The sequence below is a fragment of the Bradyrhizobium sp. SZCCHNR1098 genome (assembly GCF_032489375.1).
GTDB lineage: Bacteria > Pseudomonadota > Alphaproteobacteria > Rhizobiales > Xanthobacteraceae > Bradyrhizobium.
In genome coordinates this window covers 51,578-71,458 of sequence record NZ_JAUEXY010000015.1, presented here as the reverse complement: position 1 = coordinate 71,458, position 19,881 = coordinate 51,578, and the positions used below count along the sequence as shown (strand labels likewise).

Below are 19,881 nucleotides of genomic sequence, written 5' to 3'. Positions count from 1 at the left end.
GCGATGTCGTTAAACCAACAGGAGAGACCTGGTCCAAGGCGTGACGGCGTCCGCCGTCACAGCGTCTTCGGCATCGGGTAGCCCGGACGCGGACGGGTGTCGTAGTATTCCGGACGCTCCGGCCAGCCGCCTTCGGCGATGATCTTGAAGGTCGCGACCGTAACCGGCGCGCCGGGCGAGCATGACACTTCGGTGAACTTGATCTCGCGCTCGCCTGGGCCGGCGGAGAAATCGGCGACAGTGGTGCCGTCCGCCTTGCGCGCCCGCGCAAAGCCGGGCGTGCCGACGGTGGCCGCCGGCACGGGCGTCGCGACGAAGTTCGGCTGCTCGAGGCCATCCACCGCGGGGCCGAAGGCGGGCGAGCCGAACGTGAAGGTCGCGAGCACGCCGCTGCGGTCGACCGGCTTGTCCGCGGTAATCGGACGCGCCACCGAGTAGACCGTCAGCGTGCCGCCCTCCAATGCCGTCTTGATGTCGTCGAGCGAGCTCTCGACGAATTCCAGTGCCACGTTCATGTCGATCTCCTTACAAAGCCGTATTTGCAGGAGAAATTTTCAAGTTCTGTGCCAATCTCTCGCAGCAGCGAAGAAAGCCAGGCGGACGGGCGGAGTTGCGCGAATCTTGCAACGCGTTCCGCAGGCGAGCCGACCGCCGCTCCCGCTGCGCTGAAGCGGCCGTGTCGGAGATGCGCCAGACATCGATGAGGCCCGACATGACGACCGACGTCGCCTACGCCATCTGCAGCTTCAACGACATCCCGAGCCGCCGCGCCATGGGCTTTCAGCTTATGGTCGTAGCCGAGGACGGAACGCAACGTCCGTGGCCGATCTTCGTGATCCGCTGGGGCAAGCAGGTGTTCGGATATCTGAACATGTGCCCGCACGATAAGGTCAATCTCGACTGGGAGCGAAATCAGTTTCTGGACGGCAACGGCCTGCGCATCCTGTGCGGCAAGCACGGTTCGCTGTTCGAGATCGGCACCGGGCTCTGCGTCGACGGCCCGTGCAAGGGCGAGAGCCTGACGCCGGTGGCGTTGAGCGTCCTCGATGGCGACATCTGCGTGACCGGCGTGACCTTGGTCGAGGATGAAGAGGATGAGGACGAGACCGGCCTGCAATGCGAGGAAGGCTGAGGCTGCGATCCCGGCGAAGTCCCGACGGCAACTGCCGGGACTTCATCTTGCATATGAAGAAGAGGACGATGTCAGACCGGTCGGTTCTCGTTGCGGTTCTTGACCGGCTCCATCCTGGCCAGTGCATCCGCGTAAGGCACGAGATCGTAATTCTCACGGAAGTCCTTGGCGGTGTCGAGCACGTAGTCGAGCTTGCCTGCGGTATCGAGCTTCTTGATGTCGTTCTTGTCGATCGACAGCAGCTCCAGCATCTCCTTCCAAACCGTGGATTCGTCGCAAGGCAGCACGTAGAAGGTGATGTCGTCGATCTTGATGCGGTACTTCACCAGGAGATCGATGTTGTTGCAGAACATGAAGTACTTTCCGTCAGGCTGCAGCAGACCCTTGAGCACCTCAGCCGCGGTCTCGAGATAGGCCAGCGAGTGGATGTAGCCGGCCAGCACCGGGATCGTCGAGGCGCCGTCCTGCGCGATCGTGAGCACCTGCTCGATCGAGAAGTCCGGCGGACGCTTCTCGTCCGCGACCTGGGTCTGGAATTTCAGCGCGATGTCGCCGCGGAAGCCGAACCGTCCCGGCCTGGTGGTCGGCGCCTTGAGGACGGCGTTGAGCAGCCGTCCTTCCTTGTCGAGCTGCGCGAGCGCGGTGGTCTCGATCGCAACCGTCTTCTCCAATGTCGTCATCAGCAATCCCCTCGCATGTCCTGGTGAGCCGTCTCGCCGCACGGCGCGGTCGAAAAGGGCTGGAATGCAAATTGTCTGCCGGTGTGTGCTGCGTCTTGATTTACTTAGTCTTTCGCCCACGACCTCAGAGCATTGTCGGGTTTCCGCCGCGACATCCTTTCGGCACGTCCGAGGCCGGCGCAAATCATCCGTGTCGGAAACCCGACATGCGTCGGAAACGCCACAGCGACTTTGCGAAAAGCCGTGTCGTTTCAGTTAATTGCTGCATGGCATGAGACTTGCCATTCCTGTTCGCAACAGCCGAATGGGAAAGGCAAGATGATGATGATCAACCTGACCGACAGCGCCATCAACGCGGTTCGCAACGCGATCACGACCTCCGACAAGCCGGTCGACGGCCTCAGGATCATGGTCGAAGCCGGTGGCTGCGCCGGGCTTAAATACAATATGGGCCTCGTTAGCGGCAGCGAGCCGGAGGACACCGTGATCGAGCGCGAGGGCGTGCGCGTGCTCGTCGATCACAAGAGCCTCGAATATCTCGAAGGCACGACGATCGATTTCGTCATCGCGCTGGAAGGCTCCGGCTTCACCTTCGAGAATCCGAATGCCAAGTCAAGCTGTGGCTGCGGCAAGTCGTTCGCTTGATTCTTCGCTCGATCATTCAACACGCGAGAAGTGAAACCATGCTGGTCGAATCCCAGGGCATCGTCGAAGCGCCGTCGCAGATGAGCGAGCGCGAGCGGATCATCCGGGCCGTGATCGAGGAGGTCCGTCCGAACCTCAAGCGCGACGGCGGCGATTGCGAGCTCGTCGAGATTGATGGCAACAAGATCATGGTCAAGCTCGCCGGCGCCTGCATCTTCTGCAAGCTCGCCAGCGCGACGCTCGAGGGCATCCAGGCGCGCATGATCGAAAAGCTCGGCGAGTTCGTTCGCCTCGTTCCGGTGGCCGGCGCAGCCAAGGCGCGGCATTAAGGAGCGGCCTTGCGTCCGGTCTATCTCGACAACAACGCGACGACCCGTGCGGATCCTGAGGTCGTCGCCGCGATGTTGCCGTTCTTCTCGGAGCAGTTCGGCAATGCGTCGTCCTCGCACGCGTTCGGCAGCGAGGTGGCCAGCGCCGTGAGACAGGCGCGCAAGAGCCTGCAGGCGCTGTTAGGGGCCGTCTTCGAGCACGAGATCGTCTTCACGTCGGGTGGCACGGAGTCCGACAACAGCGCGATCCTATCGGCGCTGCAGACCCAGAGCGGCCGCGACGAGATCGTCACGACGGCGGTGGAGCATCCCGCAATCCTGTCGCTGGTCGAGTATCTCAGGGACAAGCGCGGCCTCACGGTGCACCTGATCGGCGTCGATGCGGCCGGTTGCCTCGATCTCGAGGCCTACAAGCGCGCGCTCGGACCCCGCACTGCGATCGCCTCGGTGATGTGGGCCAACAACGAGACCGGCACGCTGTTCCCGATTCCGGAGCTGGCGAAGCTCGCACATGACGCCGGTGCGCTGTTTCATACCGATGCCGTTCAGGCTGTCGGCAAGGTCGCGATCGATTTGAAAGCTGCCGGCGTCGACATGCTGTCGTTGTCGGGCCACAAGCTGCACGGCCCCAAGGGTATCGGTGCGCTGTATGTCAGAAAGGGCACGCCGTTCGCGCCGCTGGTGCGCGGCGGCCCGCAGGAGCGCCGCCGCCGCGGCGGCACCGAGAACGTGCCTGCGATCATCGGTCTCGGCAAGGCGGCCGACCTCGCCGGACAACATCTTGCCGACGAGCAGGGCCGGGTGCGCGCGCTGCGCGACCGGCTGGAGCAGGGCATCATCCAGGACGTCGGCCATTGCGCCGTGCTGGGCGATATCGAGCACCGGCTGCCCAACACGTTGAACATCGCCTTCCAGCATCTCGAAGGTGAGCCGATCGTGATGCGCCTGAATCAGGCGGGCATCGCGGCTTCGCTCGGCTCGGCCTGCGCGTCCGGCTCGATGGAGCCGTCGCATGTGCTGCGCGCGATGAACGTGCCGTCGGATCTGCTCCGCGGCGCCGTCCGCTTCTCGCTATCGCGCGACACCACCGACGACGACATCACGCGCGTGCTGCAGGTCCTGCCCGACATCGTCGCCAGGCTGCGTGAGACCTCGCCGGCCTGGCTGCAGCATCATCCTTCACAATCGGCGGCCCCCCTTCGATCCACGGAGCTCACGTAATGAAAGTCATGATCCGCCGCTCGCCGGAAACGGGCCTGTCGATCTACGTCCCCAAGAAGGACCTCGAGGAGCCCATCGTCGAGTCCGAGCACGAGTCCTTGTGGGGTGGCTGGATTCGCATCGCCAATGGCTGGGTGCTCGAACTGCCGCAGATGGCCGCCGACACGCGGCTGCCGATCACGATCAATGCGCGCAAGCGCGGTGGCGAAGGGGACGAGTGATGAATGCGCCGCTTCCTCATATCGACATCGTCAGACAGGCTGATGCCGAAGCCCTGCTCAAGGACGTCGTGGCCCGGCTGAAGGCCGGCAAGGTCGTTCCGTATCTCGGTCCCGGCGTCTCGGAGCAATCCGGCGCGGCGGTGCCGATGAATCCTGAAGCGCTGGCCGCGTTCTTCGGCACCAAGGTGGCGCTGCCGCGCCGCGCCAAGGGCAATGCGTGGGCTTCCGCGCAGCACATCGAGAGCACGCGCCACCGCTCGACGGTGACGGCGCTGATGGCTGAAGCCTTTGCCGCGCCCGTCGCGCCGACACCGCTGCAGCAGTATCTGGCGTCGCTGCCGCTGCCGATGGTCGTCGACAGCTGGTATGACGGCGCGATGCGGACGGCGCTCGCCGGGCGCGGCGATTGGGGCGAGGTGCAGGGCATCACGCGGGCCGGAATCGGCGAGGACCGCTGGTATCGCTTCTACGACGCTGCGGGCGCCGAGAGCGATCGTGAGAAGGCCGGAAGCTGGACCACGCTGCTCTACAAGCCGCATGGCGGGACCACGCCAGCCAAGAACTTCCTGATCACAGACGCCGACTATGTCGAGGTCCTGACCGACATCGACATCCAGACGCCGATACCCGACACGGTTAAGGACCGGCGCACCGACCGAAGCTTCCTGTTCATCGGCTGCCGCTTCAACGACCAGTTGCTGCGCACCTATGGCCGTCAGGTGATCAAGCGCTCCGGCGACGAGCATTACGTCCTGGTCGAGCCTGACTCATTGTCGAAGAACGAGCTGAAGTTCTTCATCGCCGAGCGGTTGACGCCGATCGCGATTCCGCTGGCCCGCGCGACCGAGATCATCATCGGCGGCTGAGCGAAACCACGACACCGTAAATCGAACAGCGCGGCCGCAAGCTGCGCTGTTTTGCCGTTCGTTCCTGTGTCCCAATTCGAGTCTGTAACGTTTCTAACAACGCCCGAAACGAGAGCCTTTCGCATGTTGGCAAGGCGACAGGCGCGATGATCTGGCTAAGGCGTTGATAGTCTGACGAAATGATCTTGTCCGCGGCGTGGCACGCGAGTTGCTGAACCCTAGCCCAAGGCGGTTTGCGGCTCGCCAGCAACGTAAGGAGCGGACATGGACGCGTCAGTGCAGCACGAACAGGCGACGATACCGGACGGCGACAAGCTGAGCTCGGTGATGCAGACCATCGCGGAACACAAGGGCTGCGGCACCTCGGGCGGCAGCGGCAAGGCGAGCTGCGGCTCGGGCGCCGGCGAGAACGACCTGCCGCCGGAGATCTGGGAGAAGGTGAAGAACCATCCCTGCTACAGCGAGGAGGCGCATCATCACTACGCGCGCATGCACGTCGCCGTCGCGCCCGCCTGCAACATCCAGTGCAACTACTGCAACCGAAAGTATGACTGCGCCAACGAGTCGCGTCCGGGCGTGGTCAGCGAGAAGCTGTCGCCGGAACAGGCCGCCAAGAAAGTGCTCGCTGTCGCCTCGACCATTCCGCAGATGACCGTGCTGGGCATTGCCGGTCCGGGCGATCCGCTCGCCAATCCGGAGAAGACGTTCAAGACCTTCGAGCTGATCGCTCGCACCGCCCCCGACATCAAGCTCTGCCTGTCGACCAACGGCCTCGCGCTGCCCGATCACGTCGACACCATCGCCGGCTTCAACGTCGATCACGTCACGATCACCATCAACATGGTTGATCCCGAGATCGGCGCCAAGATCTATCCCTGGGTGTTCTGGAAGCACAAGCGCTACACCGGCGTCGAGGCTGCCAAACTGCTGACCGATCGCCAGTTGCAGGGCCTGGAGATGCTGACGGAGCGTGGCATCCTCTGCAAGGTCAATTCGGTGATGATCCCCGGCGTCAACGACAAGCATCTCGTCGAGGTCAACAAGGCGGTGAAGTCGCGCGGCGCGTTCCTGCACAACATCATGCCGCTGATCTCCTCGCCGGAGCACGGCACCGTGTTCGGCCTGACCGGCCAGCGCGGCCCGACCGCGCAGGAGCTGAAGGCGCTGCAGGACGAGTGCGAAGGCGAGATGAACATGATGCGGCATTGCCGGCAATGCCGCGCCGACGCCGTGGGCCTGCTCGGTGAGGATCGCTCCGCCGAATTCACCACCGACAAGATCATGGCGATGGAGGTGAACTACGACATCGACAGCCGCAAGGCGTATCAGGAGGCGGTCGAGCAGGAGCGTGTCGCCAAGGTCGTGGCGAAGCAGGAGGAGCTCGCCTCGCTCGCCGGCCAGTCCAGCGACATCAAGCTGCTGATCGCGGTCGCGACCAAGGGCTCGGGCCTGATCAACGAGCATTTCGGACACGCCAAGGAGTTCCAAGTCTACGAGCTCTCCACGGCCGGAGCCAAGTTCGTCGGTCACCGCCGCGTCGACCTGTACTGCCAGGGCGGCTATGGCGACGAGGACAGCCTGGAGACCGTCATCCGCGCCATCAACGACTGCCATGCGGTGTTCGTGGCCAAGATCGGCGGCTGCCCGAAGAGCGACCTGCAGGCCGCGGGCATCGAGCCCGTGGATCAGTTCGCCCATGAGTTCATCGAGAAGTCCGCGATCGCCTGGTTCAAGAGCTACCTCGACAAGGTGAACAGCGGCGAGATCCAGCACGTCGTGCGCGGTGACGCCGAAATTCGCCAGGGCGCCCTGATCTCGGCAGCGTGACATCAGACCCCGGCGGCGCCGTCGCGTCGCCGGGCCCCTTCGACAGGAGCCTTTAATGACCTTGAAGATCATTGCCTCGCAGTGCACGAGCTGCTCGGCCTGTGAACCCGAATGTCCGAACGTGGCGATCTCGGAGAAGAACGGCACCTTCGTGATCGATCCGAAGAAGTGCACAGAATGCATCGGCCATTTCGACGAGCCGCAATGCGCGGCGGTCTGCCCGGTCGACAACACCTGCGTGATCGACAATTCGTTCCCGCGCTATCAGCCGCCGGCTTGAGGGAGACCGAGATGAACTTCACGCTCACGCCAGCCGCGCAGAAGTTCATGCGCATGATGCTGCGGGCTGACGGCACTGCGGGCTCTGGTTTCCGTCTCGCGGTGTCGCCCGGCGGTTGCTCGGGACTTGCTGCCGATATCACCGTCCTCGCGACGCCGCAGCCCGGCGATGCGGTGGTTGAACGCGATGGCGTCAGGCTGTTCCTGCCGGCGGAGAGCCGTTTGCTGCTCGACGGCGTCACCATCGACTTCGCGGATACCGCGACGCAGACCGGCCTCGTGTTTCACGATCCGAAGCAGGTCTCGTGCTCGACCCATGCCTTGAAGGCGCTGGAGCACTAGGACAGCTCGCCATGCCCACCGACGCCCGGCCCAGCTCTCAGACCGCCATCGAGGACGCGCTGCTTGCCGACGCGCTGCTCGGCGGCGGCCTGCCGGAGGAGGCCGAGTATCATCTGTGGCAGGCGGGCCAGAGCTATCATCTCGACGATGTCGCGGAGACGCATCTGAAAAAGGCGGAAGCGCTGGTGCCTGGGCATGCGGCGGTCCTGATCGGCTTCTACCGGTTCTATTTCTACAAGGGACGGCTCGCTGACGCGTTGCGCATCGCCAAGCGGTGCCTCGCCAAGGCGGCCGTCGAGAACCGCTTGCCGCCGCATTGGCGCGACGTTCGCGCCAGTCATGCCGAGTTCGGCAGCTATGACAACATGCTGCCGCGCTTCTTCATGTTCACCTTGAAGGGATACGCCTATTTGCAGATGCGCCTCGGCAATCTCGTCGAGGGACGGCTCGCGGTGCAAAAGCTGCTCGAGCTCGATCCCAGCGACAAGATCGGCGCACGCGTCCTGCTCGAGGTGGTCGACCGGGTGGAGCTCGACGATGAATGACGACATCGACGAGGCCATCGACTGGCAGGGTAACGAGATCAGTTGTGCAGGCTGCGAACACGCGCAGCTCAACGCATCCGGCGGCTGTCGCCTTCGGCACGCCTGCGTGCACGACCGCTACGCCCGCCGCATCGACCGCTTCTTCAACTGGAATCCGGCGCTCGCCAACGGCTACGTCAAGCATCCGCATTTCGAGGTGCGTGCTATCGCGGCCAAGCATGCCAGCCCGTTCTTTCTGCCTCCGCTGCTCGATGATCCCGAGGAGACGGTGCGCTGGAACGCTGCGCGGCGGCTGCCGAAGCGGCTGGTGCTGCGGCTGCGCCATGATCCGCATCGCGAGGTCCGCATCCGGATCGCGACGGTGCTCGATCCGGAAGATCTGATGCCGATGATGATGGACGACGACTATTACGTCCGTCTCGTCGTGGCGCGCCGCATCGTGCCGTCCGTGCTGGGCCGCATGATGGGAGACCCGGAGGCCGAGGTCCGCCGCGTCGTCGCGCGGCGCATCCCGAGCGACTGGCTGCTCGGCATGATCAGCGACCCCGATCCGCGAGTGCGGCTCGAGATCGCCGAGCGCCTCGCGCCGGATCTCCTCACCGCGATGCGCAAGGACGCCGACTGGCGGGTGCGTCACGAAGTTGCGAGCCGGATCGCGCTCAGTGAGCTCGCGGAGCTGGTGCGCGACGAGGACCCGCTGGTGCAGGAGATGGCGCGCGGCCGGCTCGCGAGCCGCTTCGGAGCTGCGATGGAGAAACCGGCATGAGCAACATCGTTCGTGACAGCGAGGTCGTGGAGTTGTCAGCGCCGCCGTATTTCACGTTTGGCGAGAAGGTCAAGGCGAAGCGCACGATCCGCAACGACGGCACCTATGCAGGCAAGGAGATCGGCGAGGTCCTCGCGAAGAAGGGCGAGATCGGTTACGTCGTGTCGATCGGGACCTTCCTGCAGCAGTTCTACATCTACGGCGTCGAGTTTCTCGAAAGCGGGAACCGCGTCGGCATGAAACGCAAGGAGCTCGAGGCCACCGTTCCCCGCGGGGAGGCCGAGGACGAGCTGCCGCTGCCGGGAGCATACAAGTCATGATCGAGCCGCGCCTGCCGAAATATCAATGGGGTCAGCGCGTGAAGGCGCTGATCGATCTCGTCAACGACGGTTCGTTCCCGAATGCGCCGGCCGAGGCCAAGCTCGTCGGCGTTGGCGACTTGGGCGAGATCGTCCAGGTCGGCACCCACACCGAAGCGAACATGCCGATCTATCTCGTCGAGTTCGGCGAGCAGCTGGTGGTGGGCTGTCTCGAAGAGGAGATCGTCCCGGTCTAAGGGAGATGATCAGCCATGGCCGCAACCGCGCTCAAGCCCAGCGTCATTCTGCCCGCACATCCCAACGAGCTGGATCGCAGGCGGATCGAGCGCGCGCTGAAGTCGCGCAAGCGCTATCGCTATGTCGAGCCGACGGTCTTGCCGGTCAACGAGGGGTATCACGTCAGGAGCCCGTGCTGCTCACGCAACATCGACAAGGACGGCGGGGTGATCGACGTCGCTTTGCTGCGTCACGATCCGGCGAATGCGATGTGGAAGCTGTTCTGGAGAGATCACGGCCAGGGAACATGGGAGCTGCACAGCGTGCACAAGCGGTTGACCGCGGCGGTCGACGAGCTGAACGCCGACCCTGAGCGGATATTCTGGCAGTAGGACGAAGAGGACGGGTGACATGGCACTTGCCGAGCAGGAACTGAATGAGATCGAGCAGGTCCTCACTGGACCCGATGCCGGCAGCGCGGCGTTCGGCGAATTGCGCCGTCGCTTCCCCAAGCTGGTCCTGACGCGTTGCGATGCCTCCGACGTAACCGAACAGCCGTTCCGCAGCTACGCGGCGTTCGACCTGCATCTGCTCGATGCCAGCGACCATTGCGCCGGCGTGACCGACGATCCCGCGAAGGCCACCGGCCTGATCCTGGCCAGGCGGAGCTGATCATGACCAAGCCCTATCTGGTGCATGACGCCGATCGACAGGAGCAGGACGAGGCTGAGTTGACGCCGGTCGGTTTCGACTTCATCCCGTTGTCCGATCCTGACATCACGACGGCGGAGATCGCCGCCGTGGAGGCGACTTTGCGGTCGCCGCGGCTGTCCTGCGGTCCGCTCGTCGAGGAATTCGAAGCGGCATTCGCGGCCTATCTCGGCCGCAAATATGCCATCGCGGTGCCGAGCGGGACGCTGGGCCTGGTGCTCGTCCTCAAGGCTATGGGGATCGGCCCCGGCGACGAGGTGATCGCGTCGTCCTATTCGTTCCGCGAGGTCGCGCACGCGATCAGTATCGTCGGCGCTAAGCCGGTCTTCGTCGATATCGACTACTATTCGGGCACGCTGGCGCCAAGCAAGATCGGGGCGCGCCTCACTGAGAAGACCAAGGCAATCCTGGCCGGCAACACCAACGGGCATCCGGCCAAATGGTCGGAGCTGCAGGCGATCGCCAAGGCGCACAATCTGCCCCTGATCGAGGATTCGACCGAGGCGATCGGCTCGAAATATCAGGGCGCGCTGGTCGGCACCTTCGGCGTCGCGTCGGTGTTCGACTTCTCGCAGCCTTTTGCATTGACCTGCGGTGAGGGCGGCATGGTCGTCACGGATGACGTCGACATTGCGGTCGCCGTACGTCGCCACCGCTTGCACCGGCTGGACGAGCGCGGTTCGGTCGTGGTCAGCAGCAGCCCGTCCCACCAGGCTGTCATGAGCGACGTGACGGCGGCGCTGGGCCTCGCACAGCTGAGGCGAGTCGACGAGATCCTCGAACGCCGCAAGCTGATCGAGCAGATCTATTATAGCCAAGTGCAATCGTTCGAGGGAATCAAGGATCCCTATGTCGGGCCTGATGTCACCGACGTGAACTGGTTCCTGTATCAGGTGCATCTGGGCACGCGGTTCTCGAAGTCGAGCCGCGATTCGATCGTCGAGGATCTCAGGGTCGAACAGGTCGAGGCGATCGCTTATTCCAATCCGCTGCATCTGCAACGACACTATTTCAACATGGGCTATCGGCGGGGCGACTATCTCGTGACCGAGAAGGTCGCCGATCGCGTCGTAGCCCTGCCGTTCCACGTCCACCTGACCACGGACCAGATCGCCTTCATCGTCGCGACCATGAAGGACGCATCGGTCAATGTCGGAGCGGGCGCGGCGATCTACTGACGAGTTCTGATCTCAAACTGGAAGAGGAGAATCCAAGTGGCGACATTGACGGTAATGCCATCAGGCAAGACGATCGAGGTGGGCGAGGGCACCACCATTCTCGCGGCGCTGCTCGGCGCCGAGGTCGACATCCAGCACAAATGCGAGGGCCAGGCGAAGTGCGGCTCCTGTCACATCTTTCTGCAGGAGGGACGCAAGGGCGTGTCGAAGGTCTCCAAGCTGGAGAACGAGAAGCTCGACACCATCGTCGGCGTCGGCTCGAAATCCCGGCTCGCGTGCCAGGCGACCATCCTGGGCACCGAGAACGTCAAGATCGAGTTGCTCGGCTTTGGCTCGGGTCTGTAACAGGAGGATCAGATGGACAATGTGACGCTCCATGTCCGCTTTGCCAATGACGGCACGGTGGCTGAAATCAGCGAGCGGCCGGTCGGCCTGACGCCGCAGCAATGGTTCGACAAGTTGAGTGAGGCGATCGGAATGAAGGCCTATCAGACCTTCGCCGGCGGTCGCGGCGTGTTTAAGGTGGCGCGCGACCAGATCGAGGCCTTGAAGACCGCAGCCGTGTCGTCGTGACGGCTGCACTGCAGACTCATACTTGAAGCGGCTGCGTAATGACGGATACAGGGCGGGATTGCCGGTTCTTCGTCTCGTATACGGGCATCAAGCTGCCGCTGCGGCTGGTCACGGCGATCGCGCCGGAGCAGCTGTCGAACCGCAACACCTTCATCCGCGGCTATTTCGATGCCGCGGGTGCGCTCACCGGATTCGAAAAGATCGTCTATGGTGAGATCGAGCTCACGCATCGCTACAGCTACCATGCCAATGGGGCGCTGAGCCGGGCCGAGATCGTGATGCTCGACGAGGATCCGGTGACGCTCAATTTCGACGAGAACGGCGTCCCTGTCGCTGGACAGGCCGCTGCGTGAGGAGGAGGGATCGTGACCGTCGCCAAGCTGATCGAGGTCCTTGCCAGCATGCCCAAGGACGCTATCGTGCTGATGGACAGCGGCGGCGGATTGTCGCGTGTCGATGCGCTGGAGCTTGTGGACGAGCAGGGACCTGGCGCCCCGGCTGAGGTCATCCTGCAGCCGAGCTTGGACGAGTAGAGACAGGAACGGCCGGATGGCGGACGCTGGGACTTCAGAGACTGGAACTCCGGGTGCAGGGCCGGTCGCGACCCCCTATGAGCGGATCGGCGGTGCCGTCGTGGTCGACCGTCTCGTCGAATCCTTCTACCATCGAATGGATACTTTGCCCGATGCCAAGGGCATCCGCGCCATGCACGGCAGCAATCTCGGGCCTATCAAGTACATCCTGAAGCGCTATCTCTCCGAATGGCTTGGCGGCCCCAAGCTGTACTCGCCCGAGAAAGGCCATCCGCGGCTGCGCCAGCGTCACATGGGCTTCGCCATCGGCAATGCCGAGCGCGACGCCTGGCTGCTGTGCATGCGCGGCGCGCTCGAGGAGACGGTGACCGACGTCCAGGCGCGGCACGACGTCGACGTCGCCATGACCAAGCTCGCCGACTGGATGCGCAACCAGGCCGGCAACCCGCACGATGCTCGCGCCGCGCGGCCATAGGCCTGCGGTTGCGTCATTGCGAGGAGCAAGGCGACGAAGCAATCCAGAATCGTCGTGTTGCGCTAGATTGCTTCGCTGCGCTCGCAATGACGGAGACTGCGCGGCGCGTAGGGTGGGCAAAGCGAAGCGTGCCCACCACGACTCCATCAGCCGATGATAGCCGATGGAATGGTGGGCACGGCGAGCTTCGGGCAAGCCTAGCAATTGCCGCCGGTGGCGCCTTTGCCCACCCTACGGCTCCGGAACGGCCGAGCTAATACAATGGCACGCCGAAGAAGTTCTCGTCGTCGCCGCCCCAGGCGCGGTGTAGCGCCAGGGCGTTCTGCCATTGCATCATCTCGGCCTCGCTGGCATTGCGATGCGTGATCCTGCCGTCCGGCACCTCGGCGAGCAGAAAAGGCTTGCCGTTGCGGATGAAGCGGTTGAGATCCTTGGTGTCGTTGGGGCGCACGACGCAACGTGGCCGCTCGTCGATGAGGATGGTGGTCGGCAGCATCGCGGCGCTCTCACTCCATCGGATTGTCAATCAGCCGGCGGTCCCATGTCGTCGTCGGCCTTCTTCTTCTTCTTTTTCTTGTCGGTCTTGGCCAGCGCATAGGCGCCGGCGTTCTTCAGCGTGATCGGCGGCTGCCCGACGATATATTGCGAGATCCACGCCAGGGTCCGGTCATGTGCCAGCGTGGCTGCAGATTCATCATAAGTCTCGCCGTCACCGTCGAACGCATGCGCGGCATTCGGATAGGAGAACGCGCTGACCTCGGGATGATAGGCGCGGAACATGGTCACCTCCGCGAACGGCACGACGATGTCGGCCTCGCCGAAATGGAGCAGCGTCGGAATCCTGCGCTTGGCGCCGGCTGCGTTGACGACACCGGTCGCGTAGTAACTCACCGCGCAGGCCACACCGGAGACGCGGTTGGCCGCGTCATAGGCGAGACCGCCGCCGGCGCCGAAGCCGACCACCGCCACCTTGCCGCATTCCTTGACGCTGTCGACCGTTGACTGGATCTCGGCGAGCAGCGGCGCCGCCGGATCCGGCACGGTCTTGGCCGGCTCGCCCTCCGTTGCCGCGTCGATCGCCGCAGGAGGCGACAGCTCCGGCGCAATCACGACATATCCGCTGGCCGCAAAGGCATCGGCGACCTTGCGCAGCTTGCCGGCAGCGCCGGTGCCATCCGGCAGGACGACGATCGCCCCCTTCGGCGCATCGGCTGGATCGGCACGAAACGCCTGGAAGGTATGGCCGTCGCTGGCGGTCAGCTTGATCGTGCTCTCCGTAGGCATGTGATGCTCCTGCTCCTGTTGGCGCGGCTCGCGCGCGTTACAACAAACCCAGCTCCAGCGCGGTCTCTTCGGACATGCGCGACTTGTCCCATGGCGGCTCGAACACGAGCGTGACTTTCACTGACGCGACGCCGTCGACGGCCTGTACGGCGTCCTCCACCATGCGGACGATCTCGCTTGCGACCGGGCAGCCAGGCGCCGTCAGGGTCATGTCGATCTCGACGACGCCGCCGCCCTCGTGCGCGATTCGATAGACCAGGCCGAGATCGTAGACGTTCACCGGAATTTCCGGGTCGTAGACCGTCCGCAACGCGGCAATCACGCTCTCGGCGGCATTCCGGGAGCCGCTCGCTACGGCGTTCTGTGCCGGGGAAGGAGAGGGCGGGGCGTGCATCGTCATCATGCGTTGGTTCCTCTCATGATCCTGGTTCGCACCGGGGGATGGTCGTTGGAATTCGTGTCATGTTCGCGTTGCTCATGCTTGGCGTCGCCTCATTCCGAACCGAGCCCCTCGGCCAGCGCGGCGACGACCGGCCATCCGACGGCGCCGGCGGGATCCAGTCGCCGCAGCGCCGCGAGCATTTCGGCAGCCCCCTCGGAATCGGTCTTGCGCAGATGAATGAAGGCGAGTGCCTTCAGTGTGTAGAGCGCGAAGCGGCCGGCGCCATCCGGCAGCGGATCATGCGGCGTCCAGTGCCGCCAATCACGTGGCCAGCCGGCTTGGCGCGCTGCTTCCGCAAGGCCCAGCTCGGCGACCGCCTCTGCCTCGTCGAGATGGCCCTGATAGGTGTGAATCTTGTACAGACAGAAGTAGGTCGGCAGCTGCTGCGGAGCGGTCGCCAGCGCCTGGCGAAACAGCCGATCCGCCTGCGCGTGGTCGCGGCGGTACGCCGCCACGCCCTGTTGCAGCAGCGCATCGATCTCTTGCGGCAGATCGCCGAAGTTGATCGTGTCGGGTTCGCTGACGAGTTCGAGCATCTGCATTGACCTCGATCAAATCACTGCAAGACGCGGACCGTTTTCGAGCGGGTGCAGCGGCGCCAGAGTCGGTACAAGGCGGGTGGAAGAACGGGCCGATGTTGGATTTTGAACGCGGCCTCTTCGCTGCGCCGTGGCTGATGTAGCAAAGACGACGCAACGCGGGCGGTTTGGCCTGGACAAGTCGTCAGATGCCGACGAGCCGGCGATTGCCGCCCGCAAATGACTGGTTCGGAGCTTGCATGAGGCCTTCATCAATCCAGCGGGAGTGGCAGCGATGGCGATGGCAGCAACGGATATCGAGCGTCTGATCAAGGAGGCGTTCCCGGATGCCGTCGTCCTGATCGAGGATCTGGCAGGCGATGGCGACCATTATTCGGCGCGCGTCACCTCACAGGCTTTCGTTGGAAAGAGCCGGGTGCAACAGCATCAGATGGTCTATTCGGCTCTCAAGGGCCAGATGGGCGGCGTGCTGCATGCGCTGGCGCTCGAGACGTCATTGCCGAAGTGATCGTTGCGATCCGGCTGATCGGTCGCATTCAGGGAAAGGATCCAGTCTATGTCGACATCCGAACGCATTCAGAAGCTGATCGACAGCAATGATGTCGTGCTGTTCATGAAGGGCGTGCCGGCCGCGCCGCAATGCGGCTTCTCCGCCGCGGTGGCGCAGATCCTGGCCAAGCTGGACGTGGCTTACGAGAGCGTCAACGTGCTCGCCGATCCCTTCATTCGCGAGGGCATCAAGGAGTTCTCCAACTGGCCGACCATTCCGCAGCTTTATGTGAAGGGCGAATTCGTCGGCGGCTGCGACATCGTGCGCGAGATGTTCCAGGCCGGTGAGCTCGCGACGCTGCTCGCCGACAAGGGTATCAAGGCGCCTGCGTCATGAGCGATTCTGATGTTGCCGAGGCGGATGATTCATTCGAGATTCCGCAGCTCTACAAATACCACGCCTTCGTCTGCCTGACGCAGCGTCCGCCCGGACATCCGCGCGGCAGCTGCGGCGCGCTCGGCGTGCAGCCGCTGTGGGACCGGCTGACCAAGACCATCGAGGCGCAGCGGCTGACGGACGTCGGTGTCACCGCGGCCGGCTGCTTCGGCTTCTGCAGCGCGGGACCGATGATGGTGGTCTATCCAGACGGCGTCTGGTATCGGCCGACCGGGCCCGAGGATATCGACGAGATCGTCGAATCCCACTTCAAGCAGGGCAAGCGCGTCGATCGCCTGGTCATGGTGTTGAAGCGCTGAGCTTGCAGAACGGAGCCGCTCAACGCGGCTCCGGACAAGGTGTCGCCCCCTCCGGACGCGTGCAGCCCTGGACATCGTCCAGATCGTCGCCCTGCCGGAGCAGCGAGATCACGGGTTCACGATCGAAGCCGGCGCAGCACCGGCCGCCGGCTTCGATCAATGGCCGACGGATCAGCAGCGGATCCTCGAGCATCAGGTCGATCGCTGCGACGGCTTCGATTGTCTCTGGCTCGATCGCTCCCGATTTCACGCGCGGCGAGGCTGGATTGAACCAGCTCCAGACGGGCGTCCCGGCGAAATACGCCCGCAGCCGCTCGCCGGTCCAGGGCTCGGTCAAGAGATTCCTGGCGACGACATCGTGGCCGGCGCGTGCCAGCATCAGCTTCTGCCGGGCGTTGGTGCCGCAGCCCGGCTTCTCATAGAAGACGACGGTCGTCACGTCAGGCGCCGCCGAGCTGGACCAGCTGCGCGCCGCCGGCGCGGCCGAGAATGGTGTCGACCTTCTTGCGCACCGACTCGATCGTAAGCGGCTTGACCACGGCGCCATGCGCGCCGGCCTTGAGACCTTCGATCGCGATCGCCTCGTCGGCCTTGGCGGTCACGATCAGAATCCGCACGCCTTTGAACTTCGCCAGGATCTCGCGGACGAGCTCGGGGCCGCGTTGCTTCAAGAAGGAAACCCCGAGCAGCACCACGTTCGGTGCCAGCCAATCGACGCCCTTCTCATACGCCTCCTCTGGCGTCGCCAATTCATGTGTCTCGATTTCATCGTGCAACATGAACTGCAGGGCCGCGCGCGTGATCTCGTCGTCATCGATCACGAACACGCGCCGCTGGTCCACCGCCTTGGCCGTTTCCACTCCGATCTGCATTGCATCCTCCTCAACGTTGTCAGCGTCTGTGCCGCAGGGCTGCGGAGGGGGATCTAGCAAATCTCGTTCCGGGTCCTGCACGGCTGAAACGGCGCAGCCGTTGTGTCGTTTCAGACAGGGCTGCGTGTCGTCGCATCTTGCGAAGCATTCCGATGTCGGGTTTGCAACAACCCGCAATCGCGTCCGGATTGCTCGGCATCTCCTTTGAAACATGATCGTTTTGGCGCTGTGCGCGTGCTGGCACAGCGGTTGCAAAACTGCGCTCAGGCAATGGTTGAGGGCTGAGTGCACGCCGACGCTTCGGACGAGCGATGCTCTCCTTCCCAACAACCCGTCTGCCGGTTCGGACACAAAGAGGACGCGGTCACGCTCTGCTGCAAGCGGACGGGACATAGGCAATCGGTTGATGGAGAGCAGAATGTCATCACTGCGACAAATCGCATTCTACGGCAAAGGCGGCATCGGCAAGTCGACGACGTCGCAAAATACCCTGGCCGCGCTGGCCGAGATGGGTCACCGGATCCTGATCGTCGGCTGCGATCCGAAGGCGGATTCGACCCGCCTGATCCTGCACGCCAAGGCGCAGGACACGATTCTGAGCCTGGCCGCTGCCGCCGGCAGCGTCGAGGACCTCGAGATCGAAGAGGTCATGAAGGTCGGCTATCGCGACATCCGCTGCGTCGAGTCCGGTGGTCCGGAGCCGGGCGTCGGCTGCGCCGGCCGGGGCGTCATCACCTCGATCAACTTCCTGGAAGAGAACGGCGCCTATGAGGACATCGACTACGTGTCCTACGACGTGCTCGGCGACGTGGTCTGCGGCGGCTTCGCGATGCCGATCCGCGAGAACAAGGCGCAGGAGATCTACATCGTGATGTCCGGCGAGATGATGGCGATGTATGCCGCCAACAACATCTCCAAGGGCATTCTGAAGTATGCCAACTCCGGCGGCGTGCGCCTGGGCGGCCTGGTCTGCAACGAGCGTCAGACCGACAAGGAGCTGGAGCTGGCGGAAGCGCTGGCCAAGAAGCTCGGCACCAAGCTTATCTACTTCGTGCCGCGCGACAACATCGTGCAGCACGCCGAGCTGCGCCGCATGACGGTGCTGGAATATGCGCCGGATTCGGTCCAGGCCGGCCACTACCGCTCGCTGGCGGAAAAGATCCACAACAACGCCGGCAAGGGCATCATCCCGACCCCGATCACGATGGACGAGCTCGAAGACATGCTCATGGAGCACGGCATCATGAAGGCGGTCGACGAGAGCCAAATCGGAAAGACTGCCGCCGATCTCGCCGCAACGGCTTAAGCAGTCTTGGTACCGGCCTTCCTCCCGTCGGAAGGCCGGTACCTCATTGCATGTCCCGCCGGCAGGCGGCAGGGGATCACGCTATGACCATCGCAATCGCGGGCGTCTCGGAGTCCGTTGCCGCTGGCCTGCAACCGTCGCCGCGCAACGGATCCTTCGAAGAGGACAGGCGGCACCACGGCCGCCAGATTTACCGCCTGCTGACCGGCGTCGATCCCGACGATGCGCTGATCGACAGCGACATCGGTTTCGACCGTCACGTCATCGCATCGATCCTCGCCGTTTCAGCGATGGAGCATGGCGCGCTGGCGGAGCGAGCCGGGCTTTCAACCGTCGAGCTGATCGCACTGCTGGCGCAGCTGTTTCCTGCAGCCTCGATCGACTCCTCATGGCTGCCGATCACCGGGGCCGTGGCCGCGCCGGACGACGACGAAATCGCGATGGTGCGCGATCTGCTCGCCGCGCAGTGCTCCACGGACGGCGAGGTCGGCCGCTGGCTCGCAGCCATGGTGGCGCGTCGCGCGATGGAGCCCAACCATCTCTGGGAAGACCTGGGCCTGCGCGAGCGCTCCGAGCTGTCGCGGCTCCTGACGCGTCATTTCGCGCCGCTCGCAAGCCGCAACACCAGGAACATGCGCTGGAAGCGCTTCTTCTACCGCATGCTGTGCGAGGACGATGGCTTCGTCATGTGCACGACGCCGGTCTGCACCCAATGCAACGATTTCGCGCTCTGTTTCGGCGAGGAGAGCGGCGAGAGCCGGATGGCCGAGCGGCGACGCGAGGTGGCGCTGCAGGAGGCGGCGGGCGCCGCGATGTGAGTTCGAGGACCGTGACGATGTTGATGGACAGCCAGCTTCGATCCCCGTGCAACTCCGACGGCGGACCTTGTCCCCAGGCAGAGACCTGCGAAGCTGGCGAGATCCTGATGCGTCGATGCGAGGACGCGCTGCGTCGGGCCGGGTTGCGTCCCACCCAGCAGCGTCAGCAACTGAGCCGGATTCTGTTCGGCAGCGGTGACCGCCACATCACCGCCGATGCGCTCTATGGCGCCGCCGTCGCCACCGGCATGAAGATCTCGCAGGCCACCATCTACAACACGCTCAATCAGTTCGTGGAGCTCGGGCTACTGCGGCAGATCGGCGTGGACGGCTCGAAATCGTTCTTCGACACCAATACGACCGTGCATCCGCACTTCTTCTATGAGGATGAAGGCGAGCTCGTCGATGTGCCCGAGCATGTCGCGTTCGAGCAGCTGCCCGAGCCGCTGCCGGGCTATCGCATGGAGCGGATTGACATCGTCATCCATCTGCGCCGCAGGCGCCACGCCTGACGGC

At 64.0% G+C, this 19,881-nt stretch carries 35 protein-coding genes; 27 read left to right on the top strand and 8 right to left on the bottom strand.

What is annotated here, in order from left to right:
• Window positions 1-56 precede the first annotated feature (56 nt).
• Window positions 57-515, bottom strand: coding sequence for a hypothetical protein (locus QX135_RS27250; protein ID WP_316182381.1), 459 nt, complete (start codon window positions 513-515; stop codon window positions 57-59).
• Between the two features lie 197 nt (window positions 516-712).
• Here QX135_RS27250 and QX135_RS27245 point away from each other — a divergent pair, with 197 nt between their 5' ends.
• Window positions 713-1,132, top strand: a complete 420-nt coding sequence (locus QX135_RS27245; protein ID WP_316182379.1) for a Rieske (2Fe-2S) protein — start codon at window positions 713-715, stop codon at window positions 1,130-1,132.
• 71 nt (window positions 1,133-1,203) lie between these two features.
• On the opposite strand, the gene QX135_RS27240 is transcribed toward QX135_RS27245, so the two are convergent.
• Window positions 1,204-1,812: a hypothetical protein gene (locus QX135_RS27240; RefSeq protein ID WP_316182376.1), complete on the bottom strand. Its 609-nt coding sequence runs from the start codon at window positions 1,810-1,812 to the stop codon at window positions 1,204-1,206.
• Between the two features lie 324 nt (window positions 1,813-2,136).
• On the opposite strand from QX135_RS27240, the gene QX135_RS27235 reads away from it, so the two are divergent.
• From QX135_RS27235 to QX135_RS27140, 20 genes are all read left to right on the top strand, one after another.
• Window positions 2,137-2,457 carry a HesB/IscA family protein gene (locus QX135_RS27235; RefSeq protein ID WP_257170758.1) on the top strand — a complete coding sequence of 107 codons (321 nt, stop codon included), beginning with the start codon at window positions 2,137-2,139 and terminating at the stop codon, window positions 2,455-2,457.
• A 38-nt stretch (window positions 2,458-2,495) separates the two neighbouring features.
• Window positions 2,496-2,786, top strand: a complete 291-nt coding sequence (locus tag QX135_RS27230; protein ID WP_315713137.1) for a NifU family protein — start codon at window positions 2,496-2,498, stop codon at window positions 2,784-2,786.
• 9 nt (window positions 2,787-2,795) lie between these two features.
• Window positions 2,796-4,007 carry a cysteine desulfurase NifS gene (gene nifS / locus QX135_RS27225; protein ID WP_316234376.1) on the top strand — a complete coding sequence of 404 codons (1,212 nt, stop codon included), beginning with the start codon at window positions 2,796-2,798 and terminating at the stop codon, window positions 4,005-4,007.
• Window positions 4,007-4,228 (top strand): putative nitrogen fixation protein NifT, encoded by a 222-nt coding sequence (gene nifT / locus QX135_RS27220; protein WP_315713133.1) that lies wholly within the window; start codon window positions 4,007-4,009, stop codon window positions 4,226-4,228. The genes nifS and nifT overlap by 1 nt, the downstream gene beginning before the upstream one ends.
• Window positions 4,228-5,094, top strand: coding sequence for an SIR2 family protein (locus QX135_RS27215; RefSeq protein WP_316182372.1), 867 nt, complete (start codon window positions 4,228-4,230; stop codon window positions 5,092-5,094). The genes nifT and QX135_RS27215 overlap by 1 nt, the downstream gene beginning before the upstream one ends.
• A 264-nt stretch (window positions 5,095-5,358) precedes the next feature.
• On the top strand, window positions 5,359-6,921 hold the full coding sequence (gene nifB, locus QX135_RS27210; protein WP_315756221.1) for a nitrogenase cofactor biosynthesis protein NifB: 1,563 nt from the start codon (window positions 5,359-5,361) through the stop codon (window positions 6,919-6,921).
• Window positions 6,922-6,976: 55 nt separating this feature from the next.
• Window positions 6,977-7,201, top strand: a complete 225-nt coding sequence (locus tag QX135_RS27205) for a YfhL family 4Fe-4S dicluster ferredoxin (protein ID WP_006609676.1) — start codon at window positions 6,977-6,979, stop codon at window positions 7,199-7,201.
• Window positions 7,202-7,212: 11 nt separating this feature from the next.
• The gene (locus tag QX135_RS27200; RefSeq protein ID WP_315740966.1) at window positions 7,213-7,542 is read left to right on the top strand and encodes an iron-sulfur cluster assembly accessory protein; all 330 of its coding nucleotides are present in this window, start codon (window positions 7,213-7,215) and stop codon (window positions 7,540-7,542) included.
• Between the two features lie 11 nt (window positions 7,543-7,553).
• Window positions 7,554-8,087, top strand: a complete 534-nt coding sequence (locus QX135_RS27195; RefSeq protein WP_316182370.1) for a hypothetical protein — start codon at window positions 7,554-7,556, stop codon at window positions 8,085-8,087.
• Window positions 8,080-8,853 (top strand): 4Fe4S-binding leucine-rich repeat protein, encoded by a 774-nt coding sequence (locus QX135_RS27190; protein ID WP_315740968.1) that lies wholly within the window; start codon window positions 8,080-8,082, stop codon window positions 8,851-8,853. The genes QX135_RS27195 and QX135_RS27190 overlap by 8 nt, the downstream gene beginning before the upstream one ends.
• On the top strand, window positions 8,850-9,173 hold the full coding sequence (locus tag QX135_RS27185; RefSeq protein WP_315785943.1) for a nitrogen fixation protein NifZ: 324 nt from the start codon (window positions 8,850-8,852) through the stop codon (window positions 9,171-9,173). Before QX135_RS27190 ends, QX135_RS27185 begins: the two co-directional genes overlap by 4 nt.
• Entirely contained in the window at window positions 9,170-9,409 is a 240-nt protein-coding gene (locus QX135_RS27180) for a nitrogen fixation protein NifZ (RefSeq protein WP_315740970.1), read from the top strand. Before QX135_RS27185 ends, QX135_RS27180 begins: the two co-directional genes overlap by 4 nt.
• A 15-nt stretch (window positions 9,410-9,424) precedes the next feature.
• Window positions 9,425-9,781 carry a DUF3024 domain-containing protein gene (locus QX135_RS27175; RefSeq protein WP_315785942.1) on the top strand — a complete coding sequence of 119 codons (357 nt, stop codon included), beginning with the start codon at window positions 9,425-9,427 and terminating at the stop codon, window positions 9,779-9,781.
• 19 nt (window positions 9,782-9,800) lie between these two features.
• Complete coding sequence (locus QX135_RS27170; RefSeq protein WP_315740972.1) at window positions 9,801-10,061, top strand: hypothetical protein; 261 nt, start codon at window positions 9,801-9,803, stop codon at window positions 10,059-10,061.
• Window positions 10,062-10,063: 2 nt separating this feature from the next.
• Window positions 10,064-11,278 (top strand): DegT/DnrJ/EryC1/StrS family aminotransferase, encoded by a 1,215-nt coding sequence (locus QX135_RS27165; protein WP_315785938.1) that lies wholly within the window; start codon window positions 10,064-10,066, stop codon window positions 11,276-11,278.
• Window positions 11,279-11,314: 36 nt separating this feature from the next.
• On the top strand, window positions 11,315-11,623 hold the full coding sequence (locus QX135_RS27160) for a 2Fe-2S iron-sulfur cluster-binding protein (protein ID WP_315740974.1): 309 nt from the start codon (window positions 11,315-11,317) through the stop codon (window positions 11,621-11,623).
• A 12-nt stretch (window positions 11,624-11,635) separates the two neighbouring features.
• Window positions 11,636-11,851, top strand: a complete 216-nt coding sequence (locus QX135_RS27155; RefSeq protein WP_316182366.1) for a hypothetical protein — start codon at window positions 11,636-11,638, stop codon at window positions 11,849-11,851.
• A 38-nt stretch (window positions 11,852-11,889) separates the two neighbouring features.
• Window positions 11,890-12,204 (top strand): DUF6156 family protein, encoded by a 315-nt coding sequence (locus QX135_RS27150; protein WP_315796480.1) that lies wholly within the window; start codon window positions 11,890-11,892, stop codon window positions 12,202-12,204.
• A gap of 12 nt (window positions 12,205-12,216) precedes the next feature.
• Complete coding sequence (locus QX135_RS27145) at window positions 12,217-12,384, top strand: hypothetical protein (protein WP_316182365.1); 168 nt, start codon at window positions 12,217-12,219, stop codon at window positions 12,382-12,384.
• A 16-nt stretch (window positions 12,385-12,400) separates the two neighbouring features.
• Window positions 12,401-12,859 (top strand): group II truncated hemoglobin, encoded by a 459-nt coding sequence (locus QX135_RS27140; protein WP_316182364.1) that lies wholly within the window; start codon window positions 12,401-12,403, stop codon window positions 12,857-12,859.
• A gap of 253 nt (window positions 12,860-13,112) precedes the next feature.
• Here the strand turns inward: QX135_RS27140 and QX135_RS27135 are convergent, their stop codons facing one another.
• The 4 genes from QX135_RS27135 to QX135_RS27120 all read right to left on the bottom strand — a co-directional run bounded on the left by QX135_RS27135 (window position 13,113) and on the right by QX135_RS27120 (window position 15,127).
• On the bottom strand, window positions 13,113-13,355 hold the full coding sequence (locus QX135_RS27135; RefSeq protein ID WP_315740978.1) for a hypothetical protein: 243 nt from the start codon (window positions 13,353-13,355) through the stop codon (window positions 13,113-13,115).
• 26 nt (window positions 13,356-13,381) lie between these two features.
• On the bottom strand, window positions 13,382-14,143 hold the full coding sequence (locus QX135_RS27130) for a dienelactone hydrolase family protein (protein ID WP_316182362.1): 762 nt from the start codon (window positions 14,141-14,143) through the stop codon (window positions 13,382-13,384).
• Window positions 14,144-14,180: 37 nt separating this feature from the next.
• Window positions 14,181-14,543, bottom strand: coding sequence for an iron-sulfur cluster assembly protein (locus QX135_RS27125; protein ID WP_315741024.1), 363 nt, complete (start codon window positions 14,541-14,543; stop codon window positions 14,181-14,183).
• A gap of 92 nt (window positions 14,544-14,635) precedes the next feature.
• Complete coding sequence (locus QX135_RS27120) at window positions 14,636-15,127, bottom strand: hypothetical protein (protein WP_316182360.1); 492 nt, start codon at window positions 15,125-15,127, stop codon at window positions 14,636-14,638.
• A gap of 271 nt (window positions 15,128-15,398) precedes the next feature.
• Here QX135_RS27120 and QX135_RS27115 point away from each other — a divergent pair, with 271 nt between their 5' ends.
• Genes QX135_RS27115 through QX135_RS27105 form a run of 3 tightly spaced genes read left to right on the top strand, consistent with a single transcriptional unit; the run spans window position 15,399 to window position 16,369 of the window.
• Window positions 15,399-15,632, top strand: a complete 234-nt coding sequence (locus QX135_RS27115; RefSeq protein ID WP_315740981.1) for a BolA family transcriptional regulator — start codon at window positions 15,399-15,401, stop codon at window positions 15,630-15,632.
• A gap of 48 nt (window positions 15,633-15,680) precedes the next feature.
• On the top strand, window positions 15,681-16,010 hold the full coding sequence (gene grxD / locus QX135_RS27110; RefSeq protein ID WP_315756206.1) for a Grx4 family monothiol glutaredoxin: 330 nt from the start codon (window positions 15,681-15,683) through the stop codon (window positions 16,008-16,010).
• Window positions 16,007-16,369, top strand: coding sequence for a (2Fe-2S) ferredoxin domain-containing protein (locus QX135_RS27105; protein ID WP_316182358.1), 363 nt, complete (start codon window positions 16,007-16,009; stop codon window positions 16,367-16,369). The genes grxD and QX135_RS27105 overlap by 4 nt, the downstream gene beginning before the upstream one ends.
• 19 nt (window positions 16,370-16,388) lie before the next feature.
• On the opposite strand, the gene QX135_RS27100 is transcribed toward QX135_RS27105, so the two are convergent.
• Both QX135_RS27100 and QX135_RS27095 read right to left on the bottom strand, forming a co-directional pair.
• Entirely contained in the window at window positions 16,389-16,808 is a 420-nt protein-coding gene (locus tag QX135_RS27100) for an ArsC/Spx/MgsR family protein (RefSeq protein ID WP_316182356.1), read from the bottom strand.
• A 1-nt stretch (window position 16,809) separates the two neighbouring features.
• Entirely contained in the window at window positions 16,810-17,241 is a 432-nt protein-coding gene (locus QX135_RS27095; protein WP_315741025.1) for a response regulator transcription factor, read from the bottom strand.
• 418 nt (window positions 17,242-17,659) lie between these two features.
• Here QX135_RS27095 and nifH point away from each other — a divergent pair, with 418 nt between their 5' ends.
• From nifH to irr, 3 genes are all read left to right on the top strand, one after another.
• Window positions 17,660-18,547 carry a nitrogenase iron protein gene (gene nifH / locus QX135_RS27090; RefSeq protein ID WP_316186527.1) on the top strand — a complete coding sequence of 296 codons (888 nt, stop codon included), beginning with the start codon at window positions 17,660-17,662 and terminating at the stop codon, window positions 18,545-18,547.
• Between the two features lie 83 nt (window positions 18,548-18,630).
• Window positions 18,631-19,365 carry a nitrogen fixation protein NifQ gene (locus QX135_RS27085; protein WP_316182351.1) on the top strand — a complete coding sequence of 245 codons (735 nt, stop codon included), beginning with the start codon at window positions 18,631-18,633 and terminating at the stop codon, window positions 19,363-19,365.
• 17 nt (window positions 19,366-19,382) lie between these two features.
• Window positions 19,383-19,877, top strand: a complete 495-nt coding sequence (irr, locus tag QX135_RS27080; protein WP_315756201.1) for a Fur family transcriptional regulator Irr — start codon at window positions 19,383-19,385, stop codon at window positions 19,875-19,877.
• Window positions 19,878-19,881 lie beyond the last annotated feature (4 nt).

What these genes read in the sequence shown, in the direction of transcription:
- QX135_RS27095 (WP_315741025.1), bottom strand. Translation starts at nt 17,241, where the DNA reads ATGCAGATCGGAGTGGAAACGGCCAAGGCGGTGGACCAGCGGCGCGTG.
- grxD (WP_315756206.1), top strand. Translation starts at nt 15,681, where the DNA reads ATGTCGACATCCGAACGCATTCAGAAGCTGATCGACAGCAATGATGTC.
- QX135_RS27235 (WP_257170758.1), top strand. Translation starts at nt 2,137, where the DNA reads ATGATCAACCTGACCGACAGCGCCATCAACGCGGTTCGCAACGCGATC.
- irr (WP_315756201.1), top strand. Translation starts at nt 19,383, where the DNA reads ATGTTGATGGACAGCCAGCTTCGATCCCCGTGCAACTCCGACGGCGGA.
- QX135_RS27120 (WP_316182360.1), bottom strand. Translation starts at nt 15,127, where the DNA reads ATGCAGATGCTCGAACTCGTCAGCGAACCCGACACGATCAACTTCGGC.
- QX135_RS27240 (WP_316182376.1), bottom strand. Translation starts at nt 1,812, where the DNA reads ATGACGACATTGGAGAAGACGGTTGCGATCGAGACCACCGCGCTCGCG.
- QX135_RS27165 (WP_315785938.1), top strand. Translation starts at nt 10,064, where the DNA reads ATGACCAAGCCCTATCTGGTGCATGACGCCGATCGACAGGAGCAGGAC.
- nifH (WP_316186527.1), top strand. Translation starts at nt 17,660, where the DNA reads ATGTCATCACTGCGACAAATCGCATTCTACGGCAAAGGCGGCATCGGC.
- QX135_RS27195 (WP_316182370.1), top strand. Translation starts at nt 7,554, where the DNA reads ATGCCCACCGACGCCCGGCCCAGCTCTCAGACCGCCATCGAGGACGCG.
- QX135_RS27130 (WP_316182362.1), bottom strand. Translation starts at nt 14,143, where the DNA reads ATGCCTACGGAGAGCACGATCAAGCTGACCGCCAGCGACGGCCATACC.
- QX135_RS27115 (WP_315740981.1), top strand. Translation starts at nt 15,399, where the DNA reads ATGGCGATGGCAGCAACGGATATCGAGCGTCTGATCAAGGAGGCGTTC.
- QX135_RS27155 (WP_316182366.1), top strand. Translation starts at nt 11,636, where the DNA reads ATGGACAATGTGACGCTCCATGTCCGCTTTGCCAATGACGGCACGGTG.
- QX135_RS27215 (WP_316182372.1), top strand. Translation starts at nt 4,228, where the DNA reads ATGAATGCGCCGCTTCCTCATATCGACATCGTCAGACAGGCTGATGCC.
- QX135_RS27205 (WP_006609676.1), top strand. Translation starts at nt 6,977, where the DNA reads ATGACCTTGAAGATCATTGCCTCGCAGTGCACGAGCTGCTCGGCCTGT.
- QX135_RS27190 (WP_315740968.1), top strand. Translation starts at nt 8,080, where the DNA reads ATGAATGACGACATCGACGAGGCCATCGACTGGCAGGGTAACGAGATC.
- QX135_RS27250 (WP_316182381.1), bottom strand. Translation starts at nt 515, where the DNA reads ATGAACGTGGCACTGGAATTCGTCGAGAGCTCGCTCGACGACATCAAG.
- QX135_RS27105 (WP_316182358.1), top strand. Translation starts at nt 16,007, where the DNA reads ATGAGCGATTCTGATGTTGCCGAGGCGGATGATTCATTCGAGATTCCG.
- QX135_RS27150 (WP_315796480.1), top strand. Translation starts at nt 11,890, where the DNA reads ATGACGGATACAGGGCGGGATTGCCGGTTCTTCGTCTCGTATACGGGC.
- QX135_RS27200 (WP_315740966.1), top strand. Translation starts at nt 7,213, where the DNA reads ATGAACTTCACGCTCACGCCAGCCGCGCAGAAGTTCATGCGCATGATG.
- QX135_RS27185 (WP_315785943.1), top strand. Translation starts at nt 8,850, where the DNA reads ATGAGCAACATCGTTCGTGACAGCGAGGTCGTGGAGTTGTCAGCGCCG.
- QX135_RS27175 (WP_315785942.1), top strand. Translation starts at nt 9,425, where the DNA reads ATGGCCGCAACCGCGCTCAAGCCCAGCGTCATTCTGCCCGCACATCCC.
- QX135_RS27140 (WP_316182364.1), top strand. Translation starts at nt 12,401, where the DNA reads ATGGCGGACGCTGGGACTTCAGAGACTGGAACTCCGGGTGCAGGGCCG.
- QX135_RS27245 (WP_316182379.1), top strand. Translation starts at nt 713, where the DNA reads ATGACGACCGACGTCGCCTACGCCATCTGCAGCTTCAACGACATCCCG.
- nifB (WP_315756221.1), top strand. Translation starts at nt 5,359, where the DNA reads ATGGACGCGTCAGTGCAGCACGAACAGGCGACGATACCGGACGGCGAC.
- nifT (WP_315713133.1), top strand. Translation starts at nt 4,007, where the DNA reads ATGAAAGTCATGATCCGCCGCTCGCCGGAAACGGGCCTGTCGATCTAC.
- QX135_RS27085 (WP_316182351.1), top strand. Translation starts at nt 18,631, where the DNA reads ATGACCATCGCAATCGCGGGCGTCTCGGAGTCCGTTGCCGCTGGCCTG.
- QX135_RS27180 (WP_315740970.1), top strand. Translation starts at nt 9,170, where the DNA reads ATGATCGAGCCGCGCCTGCCGAAATATCAATGGGGTCAGCGCGTGAAG.
- QX135_RS27135 (WP_315740978.1), bottom strand. Translation starts at nt 13,355, where the DNA reads ATGCTGCCGACCACCATCCTCATCGACGAGCGGCCACGTTGCGTCGTG.
- QX135_RS27170 (WP_315740972.1), top strand. Translation starts at nt 9,801, where the DNA reads ATGGCACTTGCCGAGCAGGAACTGAATGAGATCGAGCAGGTCCTCACT.
- QX135_RS27230 (WP_315713137.1), top strand. Translation starts at nt 2,496, where the DNA reads ATGCTGGTCGAATCCCAGGGCATCGTCGAAGCGCCGTCGCAGATGAGC.
- QX135_RS27125 (WP_315741024.1), bottom strand. Translation starts at nt 14,543, where the DNA reads ATGACGATGCACGCCCCGCCCTCTCCTTCCCCGGCACAGAACGCCGTA.